The organism is Streptomyces sp. NPDC055632, from assembly GCF_053618675.1.
On the sequence record NZ_JBSHHY010000025.1, the window covers coordinates 23412 to 35111 of the forward strand.

The following is an 11700-nucleotide window of genomic DNA, read 5'->3' on the forward strand; positions in this document are numbered from 1 at the left end:
CGCGCAGGGCCCGTTACCCCGCCATTGTGTCGTGCCTGTCCTCCGCTGCCGAGGCGCGTTCCCCCTCTCTTCCGCGCGCTGCCCCGCAAGGGCAGGCCGGATGGGGCCTCAGCCGCTCCGCCCGCCACTCCAGGAACGGCAGTGACGCCTCCCAGCGGGTGCCCGTGCTCGCCGGCAGGTCCCCGTCCAGGAAGGCGAGGGCGTGCGCGGCGGCCAGCCCCGCCACCGCCGTGGCCAGCCCCAGGTCGCAGGCCGGCAGCGGGTGCGGGGCGCCGGAGCGCCACTGGGCGAGCAGCCGGGGCCGTACCGGATCCCGGTCCGTCCGCTCCTCCTGGAGGCAGCGGGCGCAGGCCGTGCCGCCCGGCAGCACGAGCGGGCCGACCGTCCCCGTGGCCTCGACGACCCCGGCGTACAGGTGGGGGGTGCCGGTGGCGACCCACCGCTCGGCCGGGAGCGGATCAGGGACGTACGCGCCGAGACCGTCCCTCGGCGTCACCACCACGAGTGAAACCCCGGCCCCACCCCTCCCTTCACCCGGCCCGTGACGACCCACCCCCGCCCGGCCGCCCGGCCCGACTCCGCTTCCGCCCCGGCCACCCGGCCCGGCCCCGCTTCCGCCCCGGCCGCCCCCGTGCGCCGCGCCCCGTGACCAGCGCCCGACCAGGCGGCGGGCGGCCGTCGCCCGGCGTTCGCCGACGGACTCGGGCGGCAGGCCGCCCGGTGCGGTCTCCCAGGGCTCGACCCGGCCCGGGTCCAGCACCTCGACCCGGCCCACGCCCGCCGCGGCGAGCAGGGCCGCCACCGTCGCCCCCACCCGTCCCGCGCCCCGGACCTGGACGCGCAGGGCCCGCCGGGCCGCCAGGACCCCCGCCGCCCGCTCCGGCTCGGGGTGGACCACGGACAGGGAGGCCAGGTCCGCCCGGAGCGGATCGAGGGCCGCGTCCGCCGCCCCGGCGGCCGGCCCCGCCCTCCCGGGCCGCCCCGCCGCGGCGTCGGTGAGGAGCCCCGCCGACTCCAGCCGGCCGAGGAGCGCGTCGAGGCGTCCGTCCGGTAGACCGAGCGCCCGCGCCTCGCCCCGCAGCAGCTCGACCCCGCGCGTCCCGTCGAGCAGCCCGAGCACCGCCTCCGTCTCCGGGCCGACCGGGTCGAGCACCACGGCATGGGCCGGAGTGACCCCGAACTGGACGCACCGCAGACTCCGCCAGGCCCGCCGCAGCGCCGGTTTCACCATCGGATGCATTTCCCCGCCCCCGTCCGCACTCACTCGACCCGTACTCACTCGACCCGCACTTACCTGACCCGCACTTACCTGACTCGCACTCACTCGACCCGCACTCACTGACCTGCGCTCATGCCCCGTACTCGTGATTCGCACGCACGATCCGCACGCACGATCCGCATTCATGATCGACAACGGATTTCCGTCGCCCGGAAGTGAGAATGCCCCGTCGCCCCGGCCGGTGCCGAAAGTTGTCCACAGGCCGGGGGATTAGTCATTCAAATGGGGCGGGGCACGGCCGGACCGTTCCCGAAACGGCTCCGGCAGCGGGTAACGTCGGGGCCGTGCCCGCCGACCCACGACGCAGCGTGACCAGCAAGCCGCCCCACGGCGCGGGGACGAGCGAGGTCGAGGTCCGCAGGAGCGCGCGGCGGAGCAGGACCGTCTCGGCCTACCGCGAGGGCGACCGGACCGTCGTGCTCATCCCCGCCCGAATGTCGGAGGCGGAGGAGCGCCGCTGGGTCGGCGTCATGCTGGAGAAGCTCGCCGCCAAGGAGAGCCGCGGCGTCCTCGGCGACCGCGAGCTCACCGAGCGGGCGCGGCGCCTCTCCGACCAGTACTTCGGCGGCCGGGCCCGCCCGGACTCGGTCCGCTGGGTGACCAACCAGAACACCCGCTGGGGCTCCTGCACCCCCTCCGAGGGCAGCATCCGCCTCTCCCACCGGCTCCGGGGCATGCCCGAGTACGTCGTCGACTACGTCCTCCTGCACGAGCTGGCCCATCTGCTCGTGCCCGGCCACGGCCCCCGTTTCTGGCGGCTCCTGGAGGCCTACCCCCGCACCGAGCGGGCCCGCGGCTACCTGGAGGGCGTGGTCGCCGCCGACCGCCTCCCGAACCTCTCGGACCACCCCGGCCACGCGGACGACCAGGACCTTCCGGACGTTCGCGAGGAGTGACGGCGCCGCCACGCGGCGGCACACGGATTTCCCGATTCCGTACCGAAAACACCCTGGCCTGTCTCAATGTCGCACACAGCGGTTAGCCTGACGCGAGCATTCGCCATTCGGGATGGGGGACGGACGTTACGCATGGCCAGGGAATTCCAACGCGGCCACAAGGCCAAGATCAGCGATCTGACCGCGGGGACCGATCTGTACGTGGGCGTGCAGATCGCGGCGCCCGGACTGACCTTCGACATCAGCTGCTTCGGCCTCGACGCCGACGAGCGGCTCTCGGACGACCGCTACTTCGTCTTCTTCAACCAGCCGAAGTCGCCCGAGGAGTCCATCCAGCAGCTCGGCGCCCAGGCCGGTGACACCGAGTCCTTCCGCGTCACCCTCGACCGCATCCCGGCGCACATCCACAAGCTGTCCTTCACCGCCACGATCGACGGCGCCGGCCAGATGTCCCAGATCGGCCCCGGCCACCTGCGGATCGTGGCCGGCGGCGAGGAGGTCGCCCGGTACGCGTTCACCGGAGCGGAGTTCTCCACCGAGCGCGCGGTGATGCTCGGCGACTTCTACCTCAAGGACGTCTGGCGGTTCGCCGCCGTCGGCCAGGGCTTCGACGGAGGCCTGGAGGCGCTCCTGCGCAACTTCGGCGGCGAGGTCGCCGAGGAGGAGTCCGCCGCCCCGCAGCAGCAGGCGCCCGCCCCCGGCTTCGCCCCGCCGCCCCGGGCCGCGGCACCCCCGGCCTTCGCCGCCCCGGCCCCCGCGCCCGCCCCGGCCCCCGCGCCCGTGTTCGGCGCCCCGCCCGGCCCGCCCGCTCCGGCCCCCGCCCCGCCGGCGCCGCCGGTCCACACGGCGCCCACGATGGTCGCGCCCCTGGCCCCGGCCCCCGTGCCCCCGCCGGCCCCGGCACCCGCCCCGTACGGGCAGACGCCGCCGCCGTACGGCCAGGTCCCCGGGCAGCCCCCGGGCCAGTACCCCGGCCACGGCCAGCCGCCGCACACCCCGCCCCACGGCCAGCAGCCCCCCTACGGGCAGACCCCGCCCCCGTACGGCCAGCAGCCGCCCGCCTACGGCCAGCAGCACGCGGGCGTGCCCCAGGGCGCCCCCGCCGCCGGCGCGGGCCTCGCCGCCGCGCTCGCGCCGTACAAGGAGGCCCCCACCGGCTCCCGCTGGACCCCGCAGAACCAGCAGCTCATGCGGGTCGACCTCGCCATGGGCGGCACGCCCGTCCTGGCCCGGCAGGGCTCCATGGTCATGTACCAGGGCAAGGTCGACTTCGGCTACAAGGGCGCGGGCTTCGCCGGCCGGATCGTCGGCAACGCCACCGGCCAGGAGATGCAGCTCATGCGCTGCACCGGCCGCGGCCAGGTCTTCCTCGCCGAGGAGGGCGCCCAGCTGCACCCGATCGAGCTCCAGGGCGACGGGATCTGCGTCTCCGCCGAGAACGTCCTCGCGTTCGACGAGACCCTCCAGTACGAGGTCCGCCGCATCGAGGGCCACGGCATCCCCGGCGGCGCCCTCTTCACCATGCAGTTCCAGGGCAGCGGCACCGTCGTCGTGAAGACCCGCGGCATCCCCGTGGTCCTCCCGGTCACGCCGACCACCTTCGCCGACTGCAACGCCGTCGTCGCCTGGTCGTCGGCCTCCCAGGTCGTCCTCTCCAGCCAGGTGCGCCTGCGCCGCAACGCCTACCCCGGCCACAGCGGGGAGACCGTGAACCTGCAGTTCCGGGGCGCCCCCGGAAACTTCGTCGTCGTCCAGCCCTACGAGGTCTGAGGGAGCCCGAAGCCATGAACCAGCAACTCGCGGGCTACGTCCCGACCCCCGTCGCGGCCCGGATGGAGAACCACGGCAGCGCCATGCTCAAGGTCGCCATGTCGAGCGGCCAGGACCTCTACGCCCGGTCGGGCTCGATGGTCGCCTACGAGGGCTTCATCACCTACGAGCCCAACCCGCCCGCCGTCCGCCAGTACGCACAGCAGTGGGTCACGGGCGAGGGCGCGCCGATCATGAAGTGCTCCGGCGACGGACTGCTCTACCTCGCCGACTACGGCGCCGACGTCGTCGTGATCAACCTGAACAACGACTCCCTGTCGGTCAACGGCACCAACCTCCTCGCCTTCGACGCGCACCTCCAGTGGGGCGTCGAGCGGGTCAAGGGCCTCGCCAAGTTCGCCGGACAGGGCCTGTTCAACGTGACGATCGCCGGCACCGGCTGGGTCGCGCTGACCTCGCGCGGCACCCCGATCGTCGTCGACTGCGGCCGCGGCGAGGACGAGACGTACGTCGACCCGGACGCGCTCGTCGCCTGGTCGCCCGCGCTCAAGGTCAAGGGCAAGCGCAGCTTCAAGGCCTCCTCCCTCATCGGACGGGGCAGCGGCGAGGCGTACCAGATGGCCTTCTCGGGCCAGGGCATCGTCGTCGTACAGCCGAGCGAGGACAGCACCGACCGCCTGCGGATCCGGGGCTGAGGGGGAGCGAGAACACACCATGCAGAGCCCGCTTTTCAACCACGCCGAGCAGCAGAGCCAGGAGCGGTACGTCGTCCAGAACCCGCAGCTCCTGCGGGTCAGCCTGACCGGGCAGGACGACGTCCTCGCCCGCAAGGGCGCCATGGTCGCCTACCAGGGCCTCATCGACTTCGACGGCGAGTACCAGAGCGCGAGCCGGCGCCGGGCCCGCGCCCGCACCGGGGAGGGCCTCGACCTGATGCGCTGCTCCGGGCAGGGCACGGTCTACTTCGCCAACCTCGCCCAGTACGTCCACGTCGTGGAGGTCGAGCAGGAGGGCCTCACCGTCGACAGCGCCTACGTCCTGGCGCTCGACTCGACCCTCCACACCGAGGTCATCGCCGTCGACAGCCAGTACGGCATCTCCGGCTCCGGCAAGTACCAGCTCAACATCTCCGGCCGCGGCAAGGTCGCCCTGATGACCTCCGGGCAGCCGCTGATGATGCAGGTCACACCCGAGAAGTACGTCAGCGTCGACGCGGACGCGATCGTCGCCTGGTCCACCGGGCTGCGCGTCCAGATGCAGGCGCAGACGCACAACTCCAGCGTCCGCCGCCGGCGCGGCGACACCGGAGAGGGCTGGGAGCTCAGCTTCCTCGGACAGGGCTTCGCCCTCGTCCAGCCCAGCGAGGTCATGCCCCCGCAGCACGCGGCCATCGGCCAGGGCATCGCCGCCCAGTACGGGGCCGGACAGCACGGGGCCCACGGCCAGAACCAGAACAACGCCTGGAACTAGGCAGGGGTACGGGGAAGAGGGCGGGCGCCGGTCGGGCGCCCGCCCCCTTCCCCCGTCCTCACAGCCGGGCCAGCGTGCCCTCCAGGAGACGGACCACCGACGTGTCCGCCACGCCGGCCACGTCCTCGTACGCGAACCAGCGCAGGTCCAGCGACTCCTCGCTGATCCGCTCCACCGCGTCCGCCGGCGCCAGGGCCGCGTACTGCACGTCCAAGTGCCAGTGGCAGGGCGCCGGGATCGGGTGCCGGTCGAGCCGCACCGGGCCGCCCGGCAGCAGGACGAGCCCGGGGATCCCGGACTCCTCCGTCGCCTCCCGCAGCGCGGCGCCCTCGACCGTGACGTCACCCGGCTCGCAGTGGCCGCCCATCTGCAGCCACATGCCCAGCTTCTTGTGCAGGGTCAGCAGGACCCGCCCCCGAACGGGGTCGACCACCAGCGCGCTGGACGTCAGGTGACCGGCCGAGCAGGGCTTGTACATGCCGTCCGGGTGCGCGTCCAGGTGGTCCAGATAGACCTGGCGCAGCTCCTCCTGGCCCCCGTACTCCTTCAGTACGAGGACCGCGTCGTCGTGCAGGGTCACTCCTTGCCGTCCCCGCCGCCGTTGCCGTCCCCGCCGCCGTTGTTTCCGTCCCGGCCGTCGTCCTCCGGGGAGTCGTCCTTCGGGGCGCCGCCCTTCGCCGCCTCGCCGAGCATCTTGTCCAGCTCGGAGAAGTCCAGGTGCTCGCGGTGCACGAAGCCGTCCGGGTCGTCCAGGTCGGTCGCCGTCGGCAGCATGTCCGGGTGCTCCCACAGGCCGTCCCGGCCGTCGACCCCGCGCGCGTCGGTGAGCGAGGCCCACAGGCGCGCCGCGTCCCGCAGCCGCCGCGGACGCAGCTCCAGACCGATCAGGGTCGCGAAGGTCTGCTCGGCGGGACCGCCCGAGGCCCGGCGCCGGCGCAGCGTCTCGCGCAGCGCGTCCGCCGAGGTCAGACGGGACTTGGCGGCCTCGTGGACCACCGCGTCCACCCAGCCCTCGACCAGCGCGAGCGCCGTCTCCAGACGGGCCAGGGCCGCCTTCTGCTCCGGGGTGTCCTCCGGCTGGAACATGCCCTGCTGGAGCGCCTCCTGAAGCTGCTCGGGATGCGTCGGGTCGAGCTGGCCCACCGCCTCCTCCAGCTTCGAGGTGTCGACCTTGATCCCGCGCGCGTACCCCTCGACCGCGCCGAACAGGTGCGCCCGCAGCCACGGCACGTGCGCGAAGAGGCGCTGGTGGGCGGCCTCGCGCAGGGCCAGGTAGAGGCGCACCTCGTCCGAGGGCACGCCCAGGTCCTTGCCGAAGGCCTCGACGTTCAGCGGCAGCAGCGCGGCGCGCCCGGCCGGGCCCAGCGGCAGGCCGACGTCGGTCGAGCCGACGACCTCACCGGCGAGCGCGCCCACGGCCTGCCCGATCTGCTGGCCGAACATGGCGCCGCCCATGGAGCGCATCATGCCGATCAGCGGGCCCGCCATGGCCTGCATCTCCTCCGGCAGGACGTCGCCCATCGCCGCGCCGACCCGCTCGGCGACCGGGTCCACGAGCTGCTGCCACGCCGGCAGCGTCGCCTCGACCCACTCCGCGCGGCTCCACGCCACGGCGACGTTCGCGCCCGAGGGCAGCGAGGTCGCCTGGTCCAGCCACAGGTCGGCCAGGCGCAGCGCCTCCTGGACCGCCGACTTCTCGGCCGGGCCCACGCTGGCGTCCTTGGTGCCGTCCGGGGTGCCCTGGGCCACCACCTGGCGCGCGATCTGCTTGGCCATGTCCCAGTTGACGGGACCGCCCTCATAGCTCAGCATCTGCCCGAGCTGCTGGAAGGCCGCGCCCAGATCGTTGGGGTTCAGCGAGCCGAACATGGCCGCGAACGGATTGTCCGCGCCGCCCGGCCCGCCGGCCCCGCCCATGCCCGGCAGTGCGCCGAAACCGAACGGGTTCGCCCCGAACGGGTTGCCGCCCTGGCCACCGGACCCCTGGCCACCTCCGGCGGGGTCCTTCTTCTTGCCGTCGCCGTCCTCCGGCTCCTCCGGCGGAAGGCCGAATCCGAATGGGGTGTCACTCACAGGTTTCCTCGGCTCGTAGGGCCGCCGGCCTCCTGCCGACGGCGACTGCCCGACCAGAGCCTGCCCACGACAGGCTCCGCACACCACCAGCGTAGACATCCGGGCCGGAAACGGGCTCGGTGCTCCGCCGGGGCGTGCCCTGCGGCAGGATGGACGCCACCTGGTCCGTACGTCGTGCGGCGTACGTACTGAAGACAACCTCTGGAGACGCCCGGTGAGTTCCCCAGATCCACAGGTTCGCGGAGCGCGAAACCACTCGACCCGGCCCGTCGCGCGCGGGCCCGTCGTCGCGGTCACCGGCGCCGCATCCGGCGTCGGCGACCTGCTGACCAGGCGTCTCGCCGCCTCCGACGAGGTCAAGCGGGTCGTCGCCATCGACGAGCGCCGGGGCGAGGTCCCGGAGGCGCACTGGCACGTCCTCGACGTGCGCGACCCGGCCATCGCGGAGAAGCTGCGCGGCGCCGACGTCGTCGTGCACCTCGCCGTCGACCTCGACCTGGAGACCGACCCCGCCGCCCGGACGGCCTACAACGTGCGCGGCACGCAGACCGTCCTGACCGCCGCCGCGGCCGCCGGGATCCACCGGGTGGTGCTCTGCACCTCCGCGATGGTCTACGGCGCCCTGCCCGACAACGACATCCCGCTCTCCGAGGACGCCGAGCTGAAGGCCACGGCGGAGGCCACCGGCGTCGGCGACATGCTGGAGATCGAGCGGCTGGGCCGCCGGGCGCCCCGCGCGCACCCCGGCCTCAACGTCACGGTGGTCCGCCCGGCCGTCCTCGTCGGCGGCACGGACACGGCGCTGACCCGCTACTTCGAGTCGCCCCGGCTGCTCGTCGTCGCCGGTTCCCGGCCGACCTGGCAGTTCTGCCACGTCGAGGACCTGGTGAGCGCCCTGGAGTACGCGGCCCTGGAGAAGGTCGACGGCGAGTTCGTGGTCGGCTGCGAGGGCTGGCTGGAGCAGGAGGAGATCGAGGAGCTCTCCGGGATCCGGCGCATGGAGCTGCCCTCCGCCGTCGCCCTCGGCACGGCGGCCCGCCTCCACCGGATCGGCCTGACCCCGTCCCCGGCGGGCGACCTCGCGTACACCATGCACCCCTGGGTGGTGAGCGTCGGGCGCCTGCACGACGCCGGCTGGCGGCCGAAGTGGACGAACGAGGAGGTCCTCGCCGCGCTCCTGGAGGAGGTCGAGGGCCGCCACACGGTCGCGGGCCGCCGCCTGGGCCGCAAGGACGCGACGGCGGCCGGTGCGGCCGGCGCGACGGTGGCACTGCTCGGCACGGCGGCGCTCGTACGGCAGATGCGGAAGCGGCGCGGGATCTGATCCCCTTCGTCCCTGTTGCGCGCGGAACTGTAGGACCCTCCTACGGAGGGTCCGGAGCGCCGGTCGAAACCGCTATTCCGGGTTGTCGGCGGCGTACGGCACGATGGGCTCATGGCACTGACGTCTGACCACCCCGGCGAGCGGGCCGCGGCCGACCCCATCAAGCTCCTCGCGATCCGGGAGAGCCCGCTCTCCGTCGACGAGGTCTTCCGGGCCGTCGGGGACGACGCCTCCGGCGGCACGACCCTCTTCGTCGGCACCGTGCGCAACCACGACGGCGGCGCGGACGTCGACGGGCTCGGCTACTCCTGCCACCCCTCGGCCGAGGCGGAGCTGCGCCGCGTCGCCGAGAAGGTCGTCGCGAACCACCCGGTCCGCGCCCTGGCCGCCGTCCACCGCGTGGGCGACCTGCGCGTCGGCGACATCGCGGTCGTCGTGGCCGTCTCCTGCCCCCACCGCGCGGAGGCCTTCGCGGCCTGCCGCACGCTGATCGACGACCTCAAGCACGAAGTACCCATTTGGAAGCACCAGACCTTCTCGGACGGAACGGATGAGTGGGTGGGTTCCTGTTGAGCCTCCGCCCCGAAGTTTGGGGGTCCCCCCGGCCGAAGGCTGGGGGAGGGTGGGTTCCTGCTAGGGAGCACGGGGAAGCAAGGCGACGCGCCGACACGGCGTAGCCGAACGCCCGATTTGCGTAACCGACCCCCGCGCGCGAGCGTTGACGACACGGATGAAACAGTCTGCTGATCAACTCACTGGGGATGGGAGGTCGGGATGGCGGCGCTGGCCTGGTTGCTGATTCCGCTTTTCGCAGTCGTCGGCGCGGCGATATGGGGAAGCTGGGCTTCGAGGAGCAAGACCATAGGTGACGTGGCCGAACTCGCCGGCTACGCCCGCTTCCGGGACGCGATGGAACGCGCCCACCCCACGTTCTCCGATTCCGCCCACCCCACGTTCTCCGATTCCGCTCCCCACGCGTTCTCCGATTCCGCTCCCCACGAGCGTGAATCGGCCGCGGCCGCCACCGCCGTCACCTCGTCCTCCTCCGGCTGACGCGGGCCGCCCCGTACGGACCCGCCCCGGGGGTGTATCCACAGGCGAGTCCCGTACTGTCGTTCCATGCCACGCCGCACCGCGACGATGCTCGCCTCCACCCTGGTCCTGATCTGCCTGCTCATCGCCGGCGTTCTGATCCCGGTGCCCTACGCGGAGATGAGCCCCGGACCGACGGTCAACACCCTCGGCGAGGCCAGGGGGGAGCCGGTCCTCCAGATCTCCGGCCGCAAGACGTACCCGACCGACGGCCACCTCAACATGACGACGGTCCGGGTCACCGGCGCGGACTACCGGATGAACGCCGTCGAGGCCGTCTACGGATGGCTCGCCCACGACAACGTGGTGGTGCCGCACGACACGCTCTACCCGGACGGAAAGACCGAGGAGCAGTCGAGCCAGGAGAACGCCGAGGAGTTCAGCCAGTCCCAGGAGAGCGCCAAGGTGGCGGCCCTCGGCGAGCTGGGCATCCCGGTGGTCTCCCGGGTCGTCGTCGCCACGGTGGTCAAGGGCGCCCCGGCCGAGGGCAAGCTGCACGCCGGGGACGTGATCAAGGCCGTCGACGGCGTGCCGATCACCGAGCAGAGCAACGTCGCCGCGCAGGTGACGAAGCGGAAGCCCGGCCAGGACGTCGAGTTCACGATCGTCCCCGCCAAGGAGGCGGCCGCCGCGGAGAAGGCGGGCAAGGAGCCGACCGTCACCCGGAAGGTGGTCATCACGACCACCACCTCCGAGGAGGGCGACCGGGCCGTCGTCGGCATCCAGGCCGGCACCGACCACGTCTTCCCGTTCACGATCGACATCAAGCTGGCCGACGTCGGCGGCCCCAGCGCCGGACTGATGTTCGCGCTCGGCATCATCGACAAGCTCACCCCGGAGAGCCTCACGGGCGGCCGGTTCGTCGCCGGCACCGGCACCATCGACGACAAGGGGAAGGTCGGCCCGATCGGCGGCATCGAGATGAAGCTGGTCGGCGCGCGCAACGCGGGCGCCCAGTACTTCCTCACCCCGGCCGACAACTGCGCCACGGCCGCCTCCGACATCCCCGACGGGCTCACCCTCGTCAAGGTCGGCACCATCGACGACGCCACGAAGTCCCTGGAGAAGCTCCGCAAGGGCGACACGGCGTCCCTGCCGAGCTGCGCGAAGGGCTGAGCGGCCCCGCGCGGGCACGAGCGGACACGAAGGGCGGCGCCCCGACCGGGGGCGCCGCCCTTCTCCGTACGTAGGGGTCCTCAGCCCTCGAAGGTGGCCGCGAGCGCCTCGGCGAGCCCCGGCACCAGGTCGGGGCCCGTCAGGACCTCGGTCGCCGAGTCCTTCTCGCGCAGCCGGATCGCCGCCTCGCGCGCACCGCTCCGCAGCACCGCCACGGTCATCCGGACCTCCTGGCGGTCCGGATGACCGGCGACCCACTTGGCGAGCTGCTTCTCGTTCAGCCCCTGCGGCACCTGGGCCTCCGCCGACGGGGGCAGCATGAGCCGCTCCACCGTCATGGCGCAGCCGGCGACGCCGTCGGGCCAGGCGATCGTGCCGAGGAACTCGTCGAGCGGCTTCCCGCGCGGCAGCTTGTCCTGCTCGATCGGGGTGTAGGAGGCGGCGTCGTCGCCCAGGCCGAGCTGGGAGGCGAGCCTGGGCTCCCGGGCGCGCAGTCGGGCGGTGTCGACCAGGGCGAACAGGCGGGCGGGCTGGTCCCAGCCGAGACCCGACGCGTACGCGTCGATCTCGAGCACCGCGCGGGTGAGGGGGCTCGCGGCCATCGCCGGGCCGGAGGGGGAAACGTTGGACATGACCAATATCCTGCCTCCTCTTTCCCCGAAGCCGGGAACTAGGTAAAG

General features: G+C 73.2%; 12 protein-coding genes. 8 read left to right on the forward strand and 4 right to left on the reverse strand.

The annotated features are described in order from the left end of the window. Window positions 1-13 precede the first annotated feature (13 nt). Window positions 14-1240 carry a TOMM precursor leader peptide-binding protein gene (locus ACWGSR_RS26935; RefSeq protein WP_453569707.1) on the reverse strand — a complete coding sequence of 409 codons (1227 nt, stop codon included), beginning with the start codon at window positions 1238-1240 and terminating at the stop codon, window positions 14-16. A 323-nt stretch (window positions 1241-1563) separates the two neighbouring features. Between ACWGSR_RS26935 and ACWGSR_RS26940 the strand changes: the two genes are divergently transcribed. From ACWGSR_RS26940 to ACWGSR_RS26955, 4 genes are all read left to right on the forward strand, one after another. After that, a complete protein-coding gene (locus tag ACWGSR_RS26940; RefSeq protein WP_376243110.1) occupies window positions 1564-2175 on the forward strand; it encodes a M48 metallopeptidase family protein in 612 nt (203 codons plus the stop codon). Between the two features lie 132 nt (window positions 2176-2307). Beyond that, window positions 2308-3945 (forward strand): TerD family protein, encoded by a 1638-nt coding sequence (locus ACWGSR_RS26945; RefSeq protein ID WP_376243108.1) that lies wholly within the window; start codon window positions 2308-2310, stop codon window positions 3943-3945. A 14-nt stretch (window positions 3946-3959) separates the two neighbouring features. Then, window positions 3960-4640: an AIM24 family protein gene (locus ACWGSR_RS26950; RefSeq protein ID WP_453569711.1), complete on the forward strand. Its 681-nt coding sequence runs from the start codon at window positions 3960-3962 to the stop codon at window positions 4638-4640. 19 nt (window positions 4641-4659) lie between these two features. After that, window positions 4660-5415 (forward strand): AIM24 family protein, encoded by a 756-nt coding sequence (locus ACWGSR_RS26955; protein WP_376243104.1) that lies wholly within the window; start codon window positions 4660-4662, stop codon window positions 5413-5415. 58 nt (window positions 5416-5473) lie between these two features. Here ACWGSR_RS26955 and ACWGSR_RS26960 read toward each other — a convergent pair whose 3' ends face one another. Continuing rightward, window positions 5474-5995 carry an NUDIX hydrolase gene (locus ACWGSR_RS26960; RefSeq protein WP_383331557.1) on the reverse strand — a complete coding sequence of 174 codons (522 nt, stop codon included), beginning with the start codon at window positions 5993-5995 and terminating at the stop codon, window positions 5474-5476. Continuing rightward, complete coding sequence (locus ACWGSR_RS26965; RefSeq protein ID WP_453569716.1) at window positions 5992-7488, reverse strand: zinc-dependent metalloprotease; 1497 nt, start codon at window positions 7486-7488, stop codon at window positions 5992-5994. Before ACWGSR_RS26965 ends, ACWGSR_RS26960 begins: the two co-directional genes overlap by 4 nt. A gap of 214 nt (window positions 7489-7702) precedes the next feature. Between ACWGSR_RS26965 and ACWGSR_RS26970 the strand changes: the two genes are divergently transcribed. From ACWGSR_RS26970 to ACWGSR_RS26985, 4 genes are all read left to right on the forward strand, one after another. After that, complete coding sequence (locus ACWGSR_RS26970; protein ID WP_453569719.1) at window positions 7703-8812, forward strand: SDR family oxidoreductase; 1110 nt, start codon at window positions 7703-7705, stop codon at window positions 8810-8812. Window positions 8813-8923: 111 nt separating this feature from the next. Next, window positions 8924-9385, forward strand: a complete 462-nt coding sequence (locus tag ACWGSR_RS26975; RefSeq protein WP_453569722.1) for a molybdenum cofactor biosynthesis protein MoaE — start codon at window positions 8924-8926, stop codon at window positions 9383-9385. 201 nt (window positions 9386-9586) lie between these two features. After that, window positions 9587-9865: a hypothetical protein gene (locus ACWGSR_RS26980; protein ID WP_453569840.1), complete on the forward strand. Its 279-nt coding sequence runs from the start codon at window positions 9587-9589 to the stop codon at window positions 9863-9865. Between the two features lie 66 nt (window positions 9866-9931). Then, on the forward strand, window positions 9932-11020 hold the full coding sequence (locus tag ACWGSR_RS26985; RefSeq protein ID WP_376245126.1) for a YlbL family protein: 1089 nt from the start codon (window positions 9932-9934) through the stop codon (window positions 11018-11020). 80 nt (window positions 11021-11100) lie between these two features. Here the strand turns inward: ACWGSR_RS26985 and ACWGSR_RS26990 are convergent, their stop codons facing one another. Continuing rightward, the gene (locus ACWGSR_RS26990; RefSeq protein ID WP_453569726.1) at window positions 11101-11652 is read right to left on the reverse strand and encodes a PPA1309 family protein; all 552 of its coding nucleotides are present in this window, start codon (window positions 11650-11652) and stop codon (window positions 11101-11103) included. Window positions 11653-11700 lie beyond the last annotated feature (48 nt).

What these genes read in the sequence shown, in the direction of transcription:
- ACWGSR_RS26935 (WP_453569707.1), bottom strand. Translation starts at nt 1,240, where the DNA reads ATGCATCCGATGGTGAAACCGGCGCTGCGGCGGGCCTGGCGGAGTCTG.
- ACWGSR_RS26945 (WP_376243108.1), top strand. Translation starts at nt 2,308, where the DNA reads ATGGCCAGGGAATTCCAACGCGGCCACAAGGCCAAGATCAGCGATCTG.
- ACWGSR_RS26950 (WP_453569711.1), top strand. Translation starts at nt 3,960, where the DNA reads ATGAACCAGCAACTCGCGGGCTACGTCCCGACCCCCGTCGCGGCCCGG.
- ACWGSR_RS26955 (WP_376243104.1), top strand. Translation starts at nt 4,660, where the DNA reads ATGCAGAGCCCGCTTTTCAACCACGCCGAGCAGCAGAGCCAGGAGCGG.
- ACWGSR_RS26975 (WP_453569722.1), top strand. Translation starts at nt 8,924, where the DNA reads ATGGCACTGACGTCTGACCACCCCGGCGAGCGGGCCGCGGCCGACCCC.
- ACWGSR_RS26980 (WP_453569840.1), top strand. Translation starts at nt 9,587, where the DNA reads ATGGCGGCGCTGGCCTGGTTGCTGATTCCGCTTTTCGCAGTCGTCGGC.
- ACWGSR_RS26985 (WP_376245126.1), top strand. Translation starts at nt 9,932, where the DNA reads ATGCCACGCCGCACCGCGACGATGCTCGCCTCCACCCTGGTCCTGATC.
- ACWGSR_RS26990 (WP_453569726.1), bottom strand. Translation starts at nt 11,652, where the DNA reads ATGTCCAACGTTTCCCCCTCCGGCCCGGCGATGGCCGCGAGCCCCCTC.